The organism is Roseovarius sp. CAU 1744, assembly GCF_039839345.1.
GTDB lineage: Bacteria > Pseudomonadota > Alphaproteobacteria > Rhodobacterales > Rhodobacteraceae > Roseovarius.
In genome coordinates, this window is sequence record NZ_JBDOQV010000003.1 from 171,713 (window position 1) to 188,987 (window position 17,275).

The 17,275-nt window shown below is 62.6% G+C and carries 19 protein-coding genes; 8 read left to right on the forward strand and 11 right to left on the reverse strand.

Annotation, left to right across the window (positions count from 1 at the left end; all coding sequences use genetic code 11):
- The first annotated feature begins 58 nt into the window (after positions 1-58).
- Positions 59-964: a tRNA pseudouridine(55) synthase TruB gene (gene truB, locus AAFO92_RS07295; protein ID WP_347534057.1), complete on the forward strand. Its 906-nt coding sequence runs from the start codon at positions 59-61 to the stop codon at positions 962-964.
- Positions 961-1,527, forward strand: coding sequence for a DUF1643 domain-containing protein (locus AAFO92_RS07300; protein ID WP_347534058.1), 567 nt, complete (start codon positions 961-963; stop codon positions 1,525-1,527). Before truB ends, AAFO92_RS07300 begins: the two co-directional genes overlap by 4 nt.
- A gap of 61 nt (positions 1,528-1,588) precedes the next feature.
- On the opposite strand, the gene AAFO92_RS07305 is transcribed toward AAFO92_RS07300, so the two are convergent.
- The 10 genes from AAFO92_RS07305 to AAFO92_RS07350 all read right to left on the reverse strand — a co-directional run bounded on the left by AAFO92_RS07305 (position 1,589) and on the right by AAFO92_RS07350 (position 8,900).
- Positions 1,589-2,521, reverse strand: a complete 933-nt coding sequence (locus AAFO92_RS07305; RefSeq protein WP_347534059.1) for a DMT family transporter — start codon at positions 2,519-2,521, stop codon at positions 1,589-1,591.
- Complete coding sequence (locus tag AAFO92_RS07310) at positions 2,518-3,333, reverse strand: alpha/beta fold hydrolase (RefSeq protein ID WP_347534060.1); 816 nt, start codon at positions 3,331-3,333, stop codon at positions 2,518-2,520. Before AAFO92_RS07310 ends, AAFO92_RS07305 begins: the two co-directional genes overlap by 4 nt.
- Before the next feature lie 194 nt (positions 3,334-3,527).
- The gene (locus AAFO92_RS07315; RefSeq protein ID WP_347534061.1) at positions 3,528-3,785 is read right to left on the reverse strand and encodes a hypothetical protein; all 258 of its coding nucleotides are present in this window, start codon (positions 3,783-3,785) and stop codon (positions 3,528-3,530) included.
- Complete coding sequence (plsY, locus tag AAFO92_RS07320; protein ID WP_347534062.1) at positions 3,782-4,387, reverse strand: glycerol-3-phosphate 1-O-acyltransferase PlsY; 606 nt, start codon at positions 4,385-4,387, stop codon at positions 3,782-3,784. Before plsY ends, AAFO92_RS07315 begins: the two co-directional genes overlap by 4 nt.
- A complete protein-coding gene (pyrC, locus tag AAFO92_RS07325) occupies positions 4,387-5,664 on the reverse strand; it encodes a dihydroorotase (RefSeq protein ID WP_347534063.1) in 1,278 nt (425 codons plus the stop codon). Before pyrC ends, plsY begins: the two co-directional genes overlap by 1 nt.
- Before the next feature lie 8 nt (positions 5,665-5,672).
- The gene (locus tag AAFO92_RS07330) at positions 5,673-6,236 is read right to left on the reverse strand and encodes a hypothetical protein (RefSeq protein WP_347534064.1); all 564 of its coding nucleotides are present in this window, start codon (positions 6,234-6,236) and stop codon (positions 5,673-5,675) included.
- Positions 6,233-7,183: an aspartate carbamoyltransferase catalytic subunit gene (locus AAFO92_RS07335; RefSeq protein WP_347534065.1), complete on the reverse strand. Its 951-nt coding sequence runs from the start codon at positions 7,181-7,183 to the stop codon at positions 6,233-6,235. Before AAFO92_RS07335 ends, AAFO92_RS07330 begins: the two co-directional genes overlap by 4 nt.
- Positions 7,184-7,435: 252 nt before the next feature.
- On the reverse strand, positions 7,436-7,705 hold the full coding sequence (gene rpsO, locus AAFO92_RS07340) for a 30S ribosomal protein S15 (RefSeq protein ID WP_347534066.1): 270 nt from the start codon (positions 7,703-7,705) through the stop codon (positions 7,436-7,438).
- Positions 7,706-7,852: 147 nt separating this feature from the next.
- Positions 7,853-8,494 carry a hypothetical protein gene (locus tag AAFO92_RS07345; RefSeq protein WP_347534067.1) on the reverse strand — a complete coding sequence of 214 codons (642 nt, stop codon included), beginning with the start codon at positions 8,492-8,494 and terminating at the stop codon, positions 7,853-7,855.
- Between the two features lie 88 nt (positions 8,495-8,582).
- Positions 8,583-8,900, reverse strand: a complete 318-nt coding sequence (locus tag AAFO92_RS07350; protein ID WP_347534068.1) for a DUF5665 domain-containing protein — start codon at positions 8,898-8,900, stop codon at positions 8,583-8,585.
- Positions 8,901-9,141: 241 nt separating this feature from the next.
- Between AAFO92_RS07350 and AAFO92_RS07355 the strand changes: the two genes are divergently transcribed.
- The 6 genes from AAFO92_RS07355 to AAFO92_RS07380 all read left to right on the forward strand — a co-directional run bounded on the left by AAFO92_RS07355 (position 9,142) and on the right by AAFO92_RS07380 (position 16,553).
- A complete protein-coding gene (locus AAFO92_RS07355; RefSeq protein WP_347534069.1) occupies positions 9,142-10,158 on the forward strand; it encodes a BMP family protein in 1,017 nt (338 codons plus the stop codon).
- Positions 10,159-11,718 carry an ABC transporter ATP-binding protein gene (locus tag AAFO92_RS07360; protein ID WP_347534070.1) on the forward strand — a complete coding sequence of 520 codons (1,560 nt, stop codon included), beginning with the start codon at positions 10,159-10,161 and terminating at the stop codon, positions 11,716-11,718. It begins immediately after the preceding gene.
- Positions 11,708-12,757, forward strand: a complete 1,050-nt coding sequence (locus tag AAFO92_RS07365; RefSeq protein WP_347534071.1) for an ABC transporter permease — start codon at positions 11,708-11,710, stop codon at positions 12,755-12,757. The genes AAFO92_RS07360 and AAFO92_RS07365 overlap by 11 nt, the downstream gene beginning before the upstream one ends.
- Before the next feature lie 4 nt (positions 12,758-12,761).
- A complete protein-coding gene (locus AAFO92_RS07370; protein WP_347534072.1) occupies positions 12,762-13,706 on the forward strand; it encodes an ABC transporter permease in 945 nt (314 codons plus the stop codon).
- A complete protein-coding gene (locus AAFO92_RS07375) occupies positions 13,706-14,983 on the forward strand; it encodes an amidohydrolase family protein (protein WP_347534073.1) in 1,278 nt (425 codons plus the stop codon). Before AAFO92_RS07370 ends, AAFO92_RS07375 begins: the two co-directional genes overlap by 1 nt.
- An 82-nt stretch (positions 14,984-15,065) precedes the next feature.
- On the forward strand, positions 15,066-16,553 hold the full coding sequence (locus AAFO92_RS07380) for a mannose-1-phosphate guanylyltransferase/mannose-6-phosphate isomerase (protein WP_347534074.1): 1,488 nt from the start codon (positions 15,066-15,068) through the stop codon (positions 16,551-16,553).
- 157 nt (positions 16,554-16,710) lie between these two features.
- Here the strand turns inward: AAFO92_RS07380 and AAFO92_RS07385 are convergent, their stop codons facing one another.
- Positions 16,711-17,220, reverse strand: coding sequence for a hypothetical protein (locus tag AAFO92_RS07385; RefSeq protein ID WP_347534075.1), 510 nt, complete (start codon positions 17,218-17,220; stop codon positions 16,711-16,713).
- Positions 17,221-17,275: the final 55 nt, after the last annotated feature.

Sequence of the window (17,275 nt, forward strand, 5' to 3'; positions counted from 1 at the left end):
GACGCCCCGGTTCCGACGCGGTAACGCGCGGGATCTGAGAGGCAAGCAAGGTGCATGGATGGGACGCAAACGCAAGGGTCGAGACATCTCGGGCTGGCTGGTGGTCGACAAGCCTGCGGGCATGACCTCGACCGCCGTGGTGAACAAGGTGCGCTGGGCGTTTCAGGCCAAAAAGGCCGGCCATGCGGGGACGCTGGACCCGGAGGCGACCGGTGTGCTGGCGGTGGCCCTGGGTGAGGCGACCAAGACCGTTCCCTATGTCACCGACGCGCTCAAGGCCTATGAGTTCTGCATCCGCCTGGGCCAGGCAACCAATACCGACGATGCCGAGGGTGAGGTGATCGCAACCAGCGACACACGCCCCGGCGACGATGCGATCAAGGATGCATTGCAGCGGTTCGTCGGTGATATCGAACAGGTGCCGCCCAAGTTTTCGGCGGTCAAGATCGACGGGGAGAGGGCCTACAAACTGGCACGTGACGGGGCGGAGGTGGAAATCGCCGCGCGCCCCTTGTGGGTCGAGGAACTGGTGTTGACCGACCGGCCCGATGCCGATCATGTGACGATTGAAATGACCTGCGGCAAGGGCGGCTATGTGCGCGCCATCGCCCGTGATCTGGGCGAGGTGCTGGGCTGCTACGGTCATGTCGTGTGGCTGCGCCGGCTATGGTCCGGGCCGTTCGACGCCGCCGACGGGATCGGCATCGACCAGATCGACCAGCTGGCCCATACGCCCGAACTGGATGCCTTTCTGCGCCCGCTCGAAGAGGGTCTGGCAGACCTGCCGATGCTGCCTTGCAGCCCGGAGGCCGCCGCGAAAATGCGCAACGGCAATCCCGGCATGGTTATCGCCAGCGACGTGGAATACGGCGATGAATGCTGGGCCGCGCTGGACGGCAGGGCGGTTGCCGTGGGCCGGTACAAGACCGGCGAGCTGCACCCGAGCCGGGTGTTCATCGCATGAGCGGCGCCGCGGCGCATGACCCGGGCGGCAAGGTTCGGCTGAAGCTGCCCGACGGGGTGATCGGCGGCGCCACGTTTTCCCCCTGCGGGCGGTACCGGCAGGCGCTGACGCGGGACTGGACGGCGGATGGCGGGGCCGCCCGGCCGATCCTCTTCATCGGGATGAACCCGTCGGTCGCGGCGGCGGATATCTCTGACCCCACCTGTCACCGCGAATTGATGTTCGCCCGCGACTGGGGCTATACGCGCTATCTTAAGGGCAACATGCTGGACTGGCGCGCGACCTCGCCCAGGGACATCCCGGCCGACCCGGAACTTGCCTGTAGCCCGGATAACATACCAGCGCTGATCGCGATGGCGAATGAAGCGGAAACGCTGGTGATGGCATATGGCAAGCTGCACAAACGGTTCGATCCTGTTGTCATGCGCGTACTGCGCGCGATGCAGGCGACGGGCAAACCGCTGATGTGCCTGGGTGTCAACCAGGACGGATCGGCCAAACATCCCCTGTACCTGCGCAAGGACACGCAGCTGCGGGCTTTCGAGATACCGGACATTCGGTGAGACACTAGTGCGCTTGCGGGGCGACGCGGGCATTCCGGGCCGTCAGCCTGACGGCTGCAGGTCATCTCTGCTTCGACGCGGTTTGCCTTTGCGGCCAGAAAACTTCGACAAAGACCGATCCCGAAACCACCAGGATCGCAGCCACCTGAAGCGAGGTTGGACTGTCGCCCAGGAAGATGATCGCAAGTCCCGCCGCGATCACCGGCTTGAGGAAGAACAGGTAAGAGGCGCGCGTCATATCCGGCGCCGCAGCCAATCCCCCAAGCCAGAGAAGCTGCGTGATCGTCGTGTTCCAGAACCCCAGGACAAGAAGAGACCATACCGCCACCGCCGGCTTGTCGGTCAGGGACAGCGGATTCACCCATTGCCCCCAGAATGTACCCACGCCAAGCCAAAGCCCGATCGCGCCAATGCAGATTGCCAGCGTCGTGATACGCATGCCGCCGTGGCGTGTCATCAGGGGCTTGGCCAGTACCGAGTAGCCCGCAACCAGCGCCGCGCAGACGATGGCCATCAGGACACCCAAAAGAGATTCGCCCCCGGCCGTCAGCACATCCAGGTACCCGTCGGTCAGCAACGCCGCAACACCCAGGACCGCCAGGGCGCCGGTGATGATCTTTACCGCGGAAATAGGGGTTCGGTTGACCGCAAGGTTGATCAACCCGACGAAAATCGGGATCGTCGTGACCAGGGTCGCGACCTGGATCACGCTGGCAAAATCCAGCGACCAGTGAAAGAAGAGATAAGCAAGCGAGACCCCCAGCAAAGATAGAGGTACCAGCATGCGCCAATCATCACGGAGCGGCGTCACGAGGTCGCGCGTATCGCTGCGCAAGAGCGCCCACACCAACAATCCCGCCGCGCCAATAAGGTAACGCCAGACAGATACCTCGGGACCGGCGACACCTGTCAGTTTCGCAAAGAACTCCGAGCTTGCGTGACCGCAAACACCTACAAATACCGCCAGAGATGCCCACCGGGCCGGAATGTTCATCGCGTCTCGATCTCCGTACCGAATTTGGCAAGGCTGTCGACAAGCTTTTCCGGGCGTTCCAAGGGCAGGAGATGCCCGGCATCCTCCCATTCTTCCCGGCGCGCATCCGGCAACAGCGCGAACAGGCGGTCGATCACTTCGGGATCACGAAACACACGGTCGTGCAAACCGGTAATCGAAAGCACCGGAAGGTCAAGCGACCCCCACGGGAAATTCCAGTCGGTTTCGACAGAGTTGCGCATCAGATTGGCGTGGCCATGCGCGGGGTCCAGCGGCGCATAGGGACCAGTCAGGAAATTTGGCCGGGCGCTGGCCGCGAATTCCGGGTTGGTGAGCAGCGGCATCATCAACCCCATAAACAACGCGGCGCCACCGGTCGCCACGTAATGCGGCAGCGCGTCATTGATCCAGGCGATGCGGGGATTGATTTCCCGAAGCGTGTTCAGCAGGACAATGCCACTTGCCGCAGCGCCTTTCATGATTGACTGCGCCGCATAAAGCCCGCCGATGGACAGCCCGGTCAATATCGGCCTGCCGGGTTTGATATCTTTCAGAAGGCGTACCAGGTCGCCGACAATAACCGCGTTCGTCAGCTCCAGGCCCTGACCGAATGACGAATTGTCCTGACCACGGAAATTATAGCTGAGCGTCCCGAAACCCTGTTGTCGCAACCCGGGCGCAACCGTGGCCTCCCAGTGTTCGGTCGAGCCCGTCAAGGCATTGACGAACACGAAGGTGGGCGCGCCTTCGCGGGCGGGCGTCGCATGAAGGTAATAGATCGAGTTATCCGTGTCGAAGCGGAGTTCGGCCATTGTCTGCTCCCCCCAAAGAAGACTGACGTGCATGATACTGCAAAACGGTTTTCTGCCAAAGAGATCGATTGCGCAGGGCAGAAGGGGTTCGTTATCCTTGCGCCGGCAGATCATACGGTTCTATTTGGGTGCCCGCCTGAGCGCCCTCGCCTTCCCGCAGGCACAGCGTGGCGAAACGCCCGACCTTCGAAGGCTCAGAGCGGCCGCAGATTGACGACAAAATCGACGACCTCCTCCTGGGTCGTTTCGCAGGGATAGAGGCGCATGCCCGAGGCAAGCCGGTAGAGGTTGAAGCTGATATAGCCGTTTCCGCCCAGTTCCTCGGCGATCAGCTTCTGGCTGTTGCCCGCCGCGAAATCCTGCCGGGTGACGATGTATTGGCGCCCGTTCGAAACTCCGGTGAATGTGCCCATCGGCAAGGCGTCGAAGACCTTCAGGAAATCCTGTGTCACTTCTGGCCGATTTTCGGCTCGGTCCCGGCGCGCAGGCGTTTGATGTTGGCCTTGTGCCGCCAGAACACCATCAGCGTCAGCACGATACCCAGAAGGAAGGTGGAGCCGTCCGCCAGAAACAGCATCCAGATCGTGCAGGACGCCGCCGCCGTGATCGCCGCCATCGACGAGATGCGCGATACCGCCGCCGTGACCAGCCAGGTCAGGCAGCAGGCGATCCCCACGGGCCAGACCAGCGCCAGCAGGATCCCCAGGAAGGTGGCCACGCCCTTGCCGCCCCGAAAACCAAGCCAGACCGGGAAACAATGGCCGATGAAGGTCATCAGCCCCGCCAACTGCGCCGCATCCTCGCCGGTGATCCAGCGCGCCAGCAGAACCGCCACCGCACCTTTGCCGCCATCCAGCAGCACGGTCAGGGCGGCGGCAGTCTTGTTGCCGGTGCGCAGCACGTTGGTGGCGCCGATATTGCCGGACCCGATCTCGCGCAGATTGCCCAGGTTCATCACGCGGGCCAGCACCATGCCAAAGGGGATCGACCCCAGCCCGTAGCCAAGCACGGCCCAGACGATCAGCAGCAGGTAGGATGTGTCGACGGGGGGCATCAGGGGGCCTCGAATACACAGGTGCCGGCAACGTATGTCGCCCTGACCTTACCTTGCAATCTGGCGCCGTCAAACGGCGTGTTCTTGGATTTCGAGTTGAGCTTCCAGCGGTCCAGAACGAAAGGCGCGTCGGGATCGAACAGCACCAGATCGGCCGGGGCGCCAGCCGCCAGGCGGCCACAGCCGAGGCCGAGCCGTTTCGCCGGGTTGAGCGCCATCGCCCGGAACAGCGTCGGCAGGTCCAGATCGTCCGAGTGATAGAGCCTGAGCGCGGCGGGCAGCAGGGTTTCCAGCGCGACGGCGCCGCTTGCAGCTTCTTCGAAGGGCAGGCGTTTGCTTTCCTCGTCCTGCGGAGTGTGCATCGAGCTGATGATGTCGATCAGGCCGTCGCGAACGGCGGCAATGACCGCCTGCCTGTCCGCCTCGGGCCGCAGGGGCGGCTTGACCTTGAAGAAGGTCCGGTAATCGGCCACGTCCAGTTCGTTCAGCGTCAGGTGATGGATCGACGTGCCGGCGGTGATGTCGAGCCCGTTGCGCCTGGCCCGTTCCAGCGCGGGCAGGGCGCGGGCGGTGGTAATCTGATCGGCGTGATAGCGGGCGCCGGTCATCTCCAGCAGGGCGATATCGCGGTCCAGCCCCATGCGCTCGGCCATCGGCGACACGGCCGGCAACCCGCGCAGCGAGGCGAATTTACCACTGGTGGCGGCGGCCCCGGCGCTAAGGCCCGGTTCCTGCGGATGCGCAATGACAAGGGCGCCGAGTGCGCGCGCATAGGTCAGTGCCCGGCTGAACACCTTGGTGTCGGTGACCACATGATCGCAATCGGTAAAGGCCACGGCGCCCGCGTCCATCAGGAACCCGATCTCGGTCATCTCGCGCCCTTCACGCCCCTTGGTCAGGGCGGCCATCGGCAGTACGTTGACCGGCGCGGCCTCGTTCGCGCGCCGCGCGACGAATTCCAGCGCTTCGGGCGTGTCGATCGCCGGCAGCGTATCGGGGCGTGTGGCCATCGTGGTCACCCCGCCTGCCGCCGCCGCCAGCCCGGCGGATCTGTAGCTTTCCTTGTGGCGTTCGCCGGGTTCGCAGACCTTGACGCCGATATCGACAATCCCGGGCGCCAGGCATTTGCCGTCGCAATCCACCACCTGCGCGTCGGGTTCAGGGACATCGCCGTAATGGATTTCCTCGATCGCGCCACCGCTTACCAGCAGCGCGCCCAACCGGTCGGTACCGTTTTCCGGGTCGATCAGGCGGGCGTTGGTAAAAAGCTTCTTCATCGGGCCACTCATCCTGCGATCCAGACCAGAACCACAACCAGCAGCGCCAGAACCAGCAGCGCGGCCATCGCCACGCGCCCGGACATGGCCGCGTTCGACGGGCGCGGTTTCGTGTCGGTGTTGACATTCCCGCGCGCGGTCTCGGACGGAAGAGGCTGAAACTGCACCGGCGCGGTCTCTTCGGTATAGGTGCCGATCCACCTGAGAGGGGCACGCGGCGACAATGTCTGCGCGAACCCGCCGAATGCCGACGAGACCACGATCAGGATATGCCCCTTGAGAGATGACAGGCGCGCATGATCTTCGGCAATGTCTTCTTCGGCAATCCCAAGCCCTTCGACCATGTATCCCGGCAGGCCCAGACCCGTCAGGTTGGTGATCGGGAACAGTTCAATGAAATCCAAATCGAGATATTGCGCGCCAAGCGCCTCCTTCAGCGGCCACGGCGTATCATCGTTTTCTTCGCCAAGGGGTTTTTCGGCAAAGGCGCTGATCTGCTCGGGCGGTAGATCGACGCTGAACAGCCGAATGATCCCGCGCTCGTTTTCGGCGACTTCGAAACGCTCGCTCATGCCATCACGCCCTTCGGCCTGGCGCGCAGGTTGCGGGCCAACAGATCCATTGCGGCCATGCGCACGGCGACGCCCATCTCGACCTGTTCCTGGATGACGCTGCGGTTGATGTCATCGGCGATCTCGCCGTCGATCTCGACGCCGCGATTCATCGGGCCGGGATGCATGACGATGGCGTCGGGTTTGGCATAGCCCAGCTTTTCCGCATCGAGCCCGTAGCGGTGGTAATATTCGCGTTCCGAGGGGATGAACCCGCCATCCATCCGTTCCCGCTGAAGGCGCAGCATCATCACCACATCGACATCGCGCAACCCCTCGCGCATGTCGTCATAGACCTCGACGCCGAACTCGTCGATCTGGCTGGGCATCAGCGTCGGCGGGCCGACAAGCCGCACGCGGTTTTCCATCTTGCCCAGCAGCAGGATATTCGACCGCGCCACGCGCGAATGGGCGATGTCACCGCAGATCGCGACCGAAAGGCGATGCAGCCGCCCCTTGGCGCGGCGGATCGTCAGCGCGTCCAGCAGCGCCTGGGTGGGGTGTTCGTGGCGCCCGTCGCCCGCGTTCAGCACCGCGCAATTGACCTTTTGCGCCAAAAGGTCCACCGCGCCCGAGTGCGGGTGCCGCACCACCAGCAGGTCGGGGTGCATCGCGTTCAGGGTCAGCGCCGTGTCGATCAGCGTCTCGCCTTTCCTGATCGAGCTGGCCTGCATCGCCATCGACATGACATCGGCACCAAGGCGCTTGCCGGCAAGCTCGAAACTCGCCTGGGTGCGGGTCGAGTTTTCAAAGAACATGTTGATCTGCGTCAGCCCCGCCAGCGCATCGGAATGCTTGATGTCGCGGCGGTTGAGATCGACATATTTGCCGGCCAGATCGAGAATGGTGGTGATATCGGTCGGGCTGAGGGGTTCGATCCCCAGAAGATGGGATTGTGAAAAGCTCATCCGCCACTCCGTTCCGACTCGGGTGGTTATAGGAAGGGTCTGCGCGGGGGGCAAGGCGGCTCTGGCAGGGCGAGGGGCGGAAACACCGATGGCCTGCGACTCACGCACCAGTCTCTTGCATCAACCTGTCGGCCTCACACGGGGTGATTGGTTTCTGCGCAGGGTCGCGCCTGATGCAGCAGGTTCGTACAAAAGAAAACCGCGCCCGGGGCAAAATGCGGGGCGCGGTCTGAATTCGGTTCGGATTTCAGCTTAGCGGCGGATGCCGAGGCGCTGGATCAGGTCGCGATAGCGGGCCTCTTCCTTGCCTTTCAGGTAATCCAGAAGCTTGCGCCGCTGAGCGACCATCTTCAAAAGGCCACGGCGGCCGTGGTTGTCTTTCTTATGGGTCTTGAAATGCTCGGTCAGCGCGGTAATCCGCGAGGTCAGAATGGCAACCTGAACTTCGGGCGAACCGGTGTCGCCTTCCTTGGTCGCGTATTCCTTCATCACGCGGGCTTTCTCTTCGACAGTAATCGACATCGGGGTCTCCTTCTTCAAAAGGGTTCAGGGCACAAGCCGGGATGTCGTCCAGCAGGGTCCGTGGAGAAATCCCCCGGATTCCCCGGGAGATGCGCGCGTATAAGAGATATTCCGCGGAAAGAAAAGCGAAAATCGCAGCGCCCTTGTTCAGGCAGCGGCATTTTGTGGCGGGGCATAGGCCGGGTTGCCAAGGCTGCTTTCCGGCACGAGGGTGATGTGGTCCAACGTGAGCCCGTCGACCACGTCCACCGTCGCGATCCTGACACCGTTCAGGGCGACATGTGTATGGGCGCTATCGGCCGCATCGCGTTGCAGTTCCAGCCGCGGGTCAGGGTCGACCTGATCGTCAAAAACGACGACCAGCTTATCCCGCTGAGGCGAAAACCCGGTGACGTTCTCCTGATGGGCTTGCAACAGACCGTCATTTTCAAACTCGGCGCCAACCGCGCCTTCATCCAGGGACAGCCCGGCAGAACGCGATGTTGCGCCTGTCATCCCGGGCTCCGCAATTGAGGCGCAGGTCGCGTCCTGACCATCACGCGGACCGCCACGGAGCCGACGATCCACATCACGGGCAATCGCCGCCGGATCAACCGGCGGGGCGGCGCAGGCCAGGCTGCCGCCCATGTCGGTCACGTATTCGGACTCGTCATCGGAAATATCGGTGTCGGGGGTGTCCGCAGCAGCGGCGTTACCCTGTTCGTCGGCCGGGCGCGGTGCGGTCTCGAACCAGACAAGCGCGGTCGCGCCAATTGCCAGAATGCCCATGAGGCCTGCGAGTAACAACATTGAACCGATCCCAAAGCTGCCCCCGGCCCAATTGGCCATATTCGCCACCCGTAATCAATCTGATCTCATGACAGTGGTAAAAGAAGCCTTAATGATCGGGCCTTTTCGGGTCGATTTCATCGGCAAGCTGACCCAGCCAGTCACCGACCAGCGGCACCCATTCGAACTGCGCCAGCCAGTACACCACGATCGACAGCAGAACCGTCGCGCCCATGACCGACCCCAGACCAAAGGCCAGGCCGCGCATGAAATTGAAGGTCAGCAAACGCCAGAGCGAGTTGTGCATTCGGATGAAACGGTGCCGGTTCAGCCGGCGCAGTTCTTCCGACAGGTTGGTCAGGGTGTCCACCTGCTCCGGTGTCAGCAACTCGCTGCCCTGTCTGTTCTTTTTCGGTTTTATCGGCATCTTCCGGTTGCTCCCGCGGGCAGGAAATTGTGGTTGAGTGTAAAACCATCACCAAGCTGACGCCAACAGCGGAGTTCACCAGTTCTGCTGAAAATTTGGGCACGCGTCGCGCCGGATCATTCAACATAGGCAGACCGCGGCGTAGGGCCTATAACGATGGCGCGCGGAATCGATTTTCTTTGCAATTTCGCGCATTAAATTTTACCGACTGGTAAAACAATAACAAACCGGGAGAAATTATATGAAACGGACACCATTTGCACCGATGTCGCGGCGCGCCTTTCTGGGGACGACGGCGGGGGCCAGCCTGATTGCCGCCGCACCGTCCCGCCTGTTGGCGGCGGATCCGATCAAGACCGCAGGTATCTATACCGTGCCGGTCGAACAGCAATGGGTCAGCCGAATTCACAAGGCTGCCCTGACGGCGCAGGACCGGGGCGACATCAGCTATACCTTCTCGGAAAATGTCAGCAATACAGACTACACGCGGGTGATGCGCGAATATGCCGAGCAGGGTCACAAGCTGATCATCGGCGAGGTGTTCGGCGCCGAGCAGGAGGCGCGCGAAGTGGCCGCCGAATATCCCGACATCGCCTTCCTCATGGGGTCGAGCTTCAAGGAAGACCCGGCGCTGCCGAATTTCGCGGTCTTCGACAATTACATCCAGGACGCGTCCTATCTGTCGGGTATCATCGCGGGGGCGATGACCGAGACCGGCAATATCGGGATGGTCGGCGGCTTTCCGATCCCCGAGGTCAACCGCCTGATGCACGCTTTCATGGCCGGCGCACATGAAATGAACCCGGATATCAGCTTCCAGGTAAGCTTCATCGGTTCATGGTTCGATCCGCCCAAGGCCAAGGAAACCGCCTTTGCGATGATCGAAAACGGGGCTGACCTGCTCTATGCTGAACGTTTCGGCGTCTCGGATGCGGCGCAGGAAAAGGGAATCCTGGCGATCGGCAACGTGATCGACACGCAGGGCGACTATCCGGAAACCGTGGTCGCCTCGGCCATCTGGCACTTTGAACCGACGCTGGACGCAGCCATTGCCAGAGTCCAGGCCGGTGACTTCGCCGCCGCCGATTACGGCATCTATTCCTTCATGAAGGAGGGCGGCTGTTCGCTGGCGCCGCTGGGCACGTTCGAGGGCAAGGTGCCACAGGAGGCGCTGGACCTGGTGGCCCAGCGCACCGAGGAAATCAAATCGGGCGCCTTCGCGGTAACGATCAATGACGAAGAGCCGAAATCTTCGTAAATGACGGGCCGGGACAGATTGCAGGACGATGCGCCCGTCGTCCTTCGCCTGAACGACATCACCAAGACCTTCGGCGCGCTGACCGCGAATGACGCGGTCAGCCTGTCGCTTTGCCGGGGTGAGGTGATTGCCCTGCTGGGGGAAAACGGCGCGGGCAAGACCACGCTGATGAACATCCTGTTTGGCCAGTATACCGCCGATAGCGGTTCGGTCGAAGTGTTCGGGGCCGAGTTGCCGCCGGGCAATCCGCGCGCGGCGCTGGATGCGGGCGTGGGCATGGTGCACCAGCATTTCACCCTGGCCGATAACATGACCGTGCTTGAGAACGTGACCCTTGGCACGCGCTCGCTGTGGCGTCCGGGGCTGGACCGGGCGGCGGCCCGGGCGAAGATTCTGAAACTGGCACAGGATTTCCGGCTGTCGGTCGATCCAGATGCCCGTGTCGGCGCGCTGACCGTGGGGGAAAGGCAGCGGGTCGAGATCCTCAAGGCGCTTTACCGCGATGCCCGCATCCTGATCCTGGACGAGCCCACGGCGGTTCTGACCCCGCAAGAGACCGATGATCTGTTCGAGACGCTGAGCGAGGCGGTGGCAAAGGGGCTGTCGATCGTCTTCATTTCGCACAAGCTGCACGAGGTGATGGCAATTTCCGACCGGGTCCTGATCCTGCGTCATGGCAAGCTGGTTGCCGAGGCACGAACCGAGGACATGGACAAGCACAGGCTGGCGGCGCTGATGGTCGGCTCGGACGTGGCCGCGCCCGAGGTCGCCCCCTCCGAGCCCGGAGCGGCCCTGATGAGTTTGCAAGGGGTGGTGACGCCCGATCAGGGCAACGCGCCGGGGCTGAAGGCGGTCACGCTGGCGCTGCGCGCGGGGCAGATCACCGGGCTGGCGGGCGTGTCGGGCAACGGCCAGGCCGCGCTGGCGGACCTGATCGGCGGGCTGATCCAGCCGGCAGCCGGCACGTTGGCTCTGGCGGATGAAAACCACCCTCACTGGACCCCGCGCGAGGCGGTGCAAAGCGGCATCGCCCGCATTCCCGAGGACCGGCACAAGACCGGCACGATTGCCGATTTCGACTTGACCGAAAACGCGATCCTGGAGAGTTATCGCGACGCACCCTTCAGCCGCCGGGGCTGGATGAACTGGGGCCGGGCCGAGGCATTCACCCGCGGCGTGATCGACACCTATGACGTGCGCTGCCCCGGGCCCGGGACGCGGATCAGGCTCTTGTCCGGCGGCAACATGCAAAAGCTGATCCTGGGCCGGGTGCTGGAGGCCGAGCCGCGCATCATCCTGGCCAACCAGCCGGTACGTGGCCTGGATATCGGCGCGGTCAACTATGTGCACTCGCGGCTGCTGGAGGCACGGGACAATGGCGCGGCGGTGCTGCTGATTTCGGAAGATCTGGATGAGATCATGACGCTTTCGGACGTGATCCATGTAATCTCAGAAGGGCGTCTGTCGCCGGAATTTCCACGCGGGACGATGACACCGGCCGAACTGGGCGTGTGGATGGCGGGGCATGGGTTTGACGACGAGGTGGCCCATGCGTCTTGAACCCATCGCCAACCCGACGCTGGCACGCTCGATCAGCCTGCCCTTTGCCGCGATTGCGGCAACGGTGGTGATCGCCTCGCTGCTGGCGATGGCGGCGGGGGCCAATCCTTTTGCGGTGCTGGGGCTGATTCTGAAAGGCGCGGCAGGGTCGAAATTCGCCCTGCTGGAAACCCTGAACCGGGCCACCCCGCTGATATTCACCGGGTTGGCCGTGGCGGTCGCCTTCCGCGCCAAGCTGTGGAACATCGGCGCCGAGGCGCAGCTCTACGCGGGCGCATTGGTGACGGTGGTGCTGGGCACCGGGGCGCTTGGCTGGCCCTCGGGGCTTTTGCTGCCGACGCTGGCGGTGCTGGCAATGCTGGCGGGCGCGGTGGTGCTGCTGGTGCCGGCGCTGCTGAAGGTCCGCTTCGGCGTGGACGAGGTGGTGACCACACTCCTGTTCAACTTCATCTTCCTGTTGTTCATCTCGATGCTGCTGGAAGGGCCATTGAAAGACCCGATGGGCATGGGCTGGCCAAAATCCGCCCGGCTCATTCCCGAGGCGCGGCTGCCGCGCATCTTCGACGGGTTGCGGCTGCATTGGGGCTTTGCCCTTGCGCTGATTGCCGCCGGGGTCGTCTGGGTGATCGAGCGGCGCACGACGCTGGGCTACGAAATGCGCGCCGTGGGTCTGAACCGCGAGGCAGCGCAATTCGCCGGCATCCCCGTCAACGCGGTGCTGATCAAGACGGCGCTGTTGTCGGGCGGGCTGGCCGCGCTGGCAGGGTTTTCCGAGGCGGCGGGGCTGAAGGGCAACCTGACCTTGGACCTCAGCCCCGGCTTTGGTTACACCGGGATCATCGTGGCGATGCTGGCGTTGCTGAACCCGTTGGCTGTGATTGCCGCGGCGCTGTTCGTGGCGGGTATCTTCGTGGGCGCCGACAGCATGAGCCGCGCGGTGGGCGTACCCACCTACCTGGCCGATATCATGCTGGCGACGGCGCTGCTGCTGATGGTGCTGGCGATCCTGCTGACACGGTTCCGGGTGGTAAGGGAGTAGCCGGATGGATATCCTCGAGATTCTCCTTTCCGCCAGTTTCTGGACCGCCGCGATCCGCATTGCCAGCCCGCTGATCTTTGCCACGCTGGGCGAGCTCATCTGCGAACGCGCCGGTGTGCTGAACCTTGGGATCGAGGGGATCATGGTGGCGGGTGCCTTTGCCGGGTGGATGGCGGTCTATTCCGGCATGGGCCTGTGGGGCGGGGTCTGCGTGGCGATGGCGGTGGGGATGATGTTTGGCCTGATCCATTTGGCCCTGACAGTGCCGTTCGGGCTATCGCAACATGTGGTCGGGCTGGGGGTCACGTTGCTGGCCACGTCATTGACCTATTACGCCTACAGGCTGGCCCTGCCCGAAGTGACCAGCCCACCCAAGATCGAGGCGTTCCAGCCGTTCGAGATCCCCATCCTTTCCGACATTCCGCTCATCGGTCCGGCGCTTTTCGCGCAGACACCTCTGACCTATCTGGCGTTTATCCTGGTGGTCGTCGTGTCGCTGGTGCTGTATCGAACACCGCTGGGGCTGGCGCTGCGGGCGGCCGGAGAGAACCCCTCGGCGGTGGAGGCGCAGGGGTTGTCGGTGACGGGCATCCGCATGGGCGCGGTGATCGTGGGCAGCGGGCTGATGGCCGTGGGCGGCGCGTTCCTGACGATGTCCGCCTTTGACAGTTTCTTCTTCGAGATGGTCAACGGGCGCGGCTGGATCTGCATCGCGCTGGTGGTCTTTGGCGCGTGGAAACCGGGCAAGGCCCTGCTGGGCGCAATCCTGTTCGCGGCCTTCGATGCCCTGCAGATCCGGGTCCAGCAGACATCGCTGGGGGCTGACATCCCCTATCAGATATTCCTGATGATGCCCTATTTCCTGTCCATCCTGGCGCTGATCGTCATGTCGCGCCGGGCCGAGGTACCGGCCGCGCTGATGGTGCCGTTCAACAAGGGAGAACGCTGATGTTCGATCTGATTGTCAAAGGCGGCACGCTGCCCGACGGGACGGTGGCGGATATCGCGATCAACGGCGACAGGATCGCCGAGATCGGCAGGATAGAGGCCGAGGCCGCACAGGTTATCGATGCCGGCGGTGATCTGGTCAGCCCGCCCTTCGTCGATCCGCATTTTCATCTGGATGCCACCCAATCCTACGGTATTCCGCGGATCAACGCCTCGGGCACGCTGCTCGAAGGGATCGGGCTCTGGGGCGAATTGAAGGCGGTGATGACCCAGGACGAGGTGGTCGAGCGCGCGCTCGCCTACTGCGACTGGGCGGCCAGCATGGGCTTGCTGCACATCCGCAGCCATGTGGATACCTGCGATGACCGACTGCTGGGGGTCGAGGCGCTGTTGGAAGTGCGCCAGAAGGTCAAGCACTACATCGACCTGCAACTGGTGGCCTTTCCGCAGGACGGGTTCTACCGCGACCCGACGGCGCGGGAAAACACCATCCGCGCGCTGGATATGGGCGTCGACGTGGTTGGCGGCATCCCGCATTTCGAACGCACGATGGCCGATGGCGCCGCCTCGGTGAAGGAGCTGTGCGAGATCGCCGCCGACCGCGGTCTGATGGTCGACATGCATTGCGACGAAACCGACGATCCGATGAGCCGCCATATCGAGGCCCTGACCCATGAGACGCAGCGTCTGGGCCTGCAAGGCCGGGTCGCCGGGTCTCACCTGACCTCGATGCATTCGATGGACAATTACTACGTCTCGAAACTGCTGCCGCTGATGGCCGAGGCAGAGGTATCGGCAATCCCCAACCCGCTGATCAACATCATGCTTCAGGGCCGGCACGACACCTTCCCCAAGCGGCGCGGCCTGACCCGGGTAAAGGAAATGCGGGCTCAGGGCATTCGCGTGGGTTTCGGACAGGATTGCGTGCTGGATCCGTGGTACAGCCTTGGCACCGGCGACATGCTGGATGTGGCCTTCATGGGTCTGCACGTGGCGCAGATGTCCAGCCCCGACGAAATGCGCCATTGTTTCGACATGGTCACCAGCGAAAGCGCGGCAATCCTGGGCCTGGCAGATTACGGGCTGCACAAGGGCGCCACGGCCTCGCTGGTGGTGCTGGATGCGGGCAACCCGATCGAGGCGGTGCGCCTGCGTGCCACGCGGCTGCATGTGATCGCCAAGGGCAAGCTGATCGCATCGACTCCGCGCGCAGACGCCGATCTGTCGATACCCGGACGCCCCGGTCAAATACGCCGCAGGCACGGCGCCCATAGTTGAATTCTGGCGCTGCCGAGACTTCAAGAAATCGCCATATATTAACCATATCAGCGGGTTCAGATGCTGTGCGCCGCGAAATTTCATGTTATGCGTGCGCCTAACAGATGTATTCCTGGCCGGGAGATCACAGTTGACCCAGATTACCCCAGTTTTGCTTGCCGGCGGCTCCGGTACGCGCCTGTGGCCCCTGTCGCGCAAGAGCTATCCCAAGCAATTCACCAAGCTGGTCGGCGACCAAAGCCTGTTTCAGGCCTCTGCCAGGCGTCTTTCCGGGCCGGAATACGCGCCGCCGGTTGTCATCACCGGGTCGGATTTCCGGTTCATCGCCACCGAACAGCTGCGCGATGAGGGCGTCGGCGATGGCACCGTCCTGATCGAACCCGAGGGGCGCAACACCGCCCCCGCCGTCCTGGCCGCCGCGCTCTGGCTTGAGGCGCGCGATCCGGACGGGCTGATGCTGGTGGCACCCTCGGATCACATCATTCCGGGAAATGCCGCGTTCACGGCCGCCGTCCAGATGGGCAAAAAGGCGGCCCAGGCCGGCAAGCTGGTCACGTTCGGCATCGCGCCGGACAGGCCCGAGACCGCCTATGGCTATCTGGAACTGACCGCCGATCCATCAACTGCCTCGGACCCGATCCCGCTGGCGCAATTCGTCGAAAAACCCGACCGCAAGACCGCACAGGCGATGCTGGAAAGCGGGAATTACCTGTGGAACGGCGGGATCTTCCTGTTCTCGGTCAAAGCCATCATGGCCGCCTTCCACGCCCACGCCCCACAGCTGGTGGACCAGGTGCGCGCGGCGGTGGAAAAGACAACGCCCGATCTGGATTTCTTCCGCATCGATCCGCAGGCATGGGCGGCGGTCGAGGATATCTCGATCGACTACGCGGTGATGGAAAAGGCCGATAACCTTGTGGTCGTACCTTATGCCGGTGGCTGGTCGGACCTGGGCGACTGGGATTCGGTCAGCCGGCACATGGCGGCGGACGGCGCCGGAAATGCGGTGCACGGTTCGGCCATGGCCGTGGATTGCACCGACAGCCTGCTGCGGGCTGAGGATGATGGCGTGGAACTGGTCGGCCTGGGCCTGAAGGACGTGATGGTTGTCTCGACCCGCGACGCGGTGCTGGTCGCGGACAAATCCCGCGCACAGGACGTGAAGAAGGTGGTTGACCAGCTGAAGGGCAAGGAGGCCAAGCAGGCAACCGAGTTTCCCTGGGATCAGCGCCCCTGGGGCATGTTCGAAACCCTGGCCCTGGGCGACCGGTTCCAGGTCAAGCGCATCGTGGTCAAACCCGGCGGGATCCTGAGCCTGCAAAGCCACCATCACCGGGCCGAACACTGGATCGTGGTGGCGGGCACCGCGAAGGTGACGATCAATGACGAGGTCAAGCTGATCTCGGAAAACGAGAGCGTCTACATCCCCCTTGGCGCCGTGCACCGGATGGAGAACCCTGGCAAGGTGCCGATGGTCCTGATCGAAGTGCAGACCGGCAGCTATCTGGGCGAGGACGACATCGTGCGCCTGGAAGATGTCTATGAGCGGGGACAGGGCGCGAAAGGGTGACCCGCATCGAAATTGCGCCAGGGAATCAAAGGACGAACCAGCGGAAGCCTGCCAGCCAGCAAGGATTTAGCCAATCTGCCCTAACGGCTGGATGTTCACTTCGAGCCCAAAGAGTCAAATGCTGCGGGATGTACGAATGGCCGCTCTTAGGTGGCTGCTATCCACTAAGTGATACCGAAAATGTTAAGTCGAAGTCCTCAAAGCCCGTGTTTTCGTATGTCATGACCCACTTAGTGACCATTGTCAGCGGAACTTTCCCGTCGCAGAAATCACCGAACACAAATTTGGTAATATCGACTGGGTTATGGACATTGGAAAAGTAGAATGACGCGTCAATGTAGCCATCCTTAGGATTGGCCGGAAAATCGAAGGTTTTGTTTTGCAATCGAGATAGTTCTGTCGTCGGTAAATTTATGAAGTCAGCTTGAAGCGTTGTGTTGAAATCCAGCAATTCAGAACCTTCTTTTTCAGATGTCGTTAAAGTGAAAGGTGCAAAACTCACTTCGATTGAAGGCTTGCCCGATGCTCCCAGGGCGAGCTTAGCTTGCAAAGGGCGGATTTTTGAAACAGGAAATTTTGTCACGACTTTCCTATGCATTTCTTTATCTGTCTCGCATTGAATTTCACAAAAAGCAGCTCTTGGCAAATTAGGGATCAATGTCGGCAAAGTCCGCACAGCTGACATGCGAATGCGGCTGTAACCAACTGCGGAACACGAGCAG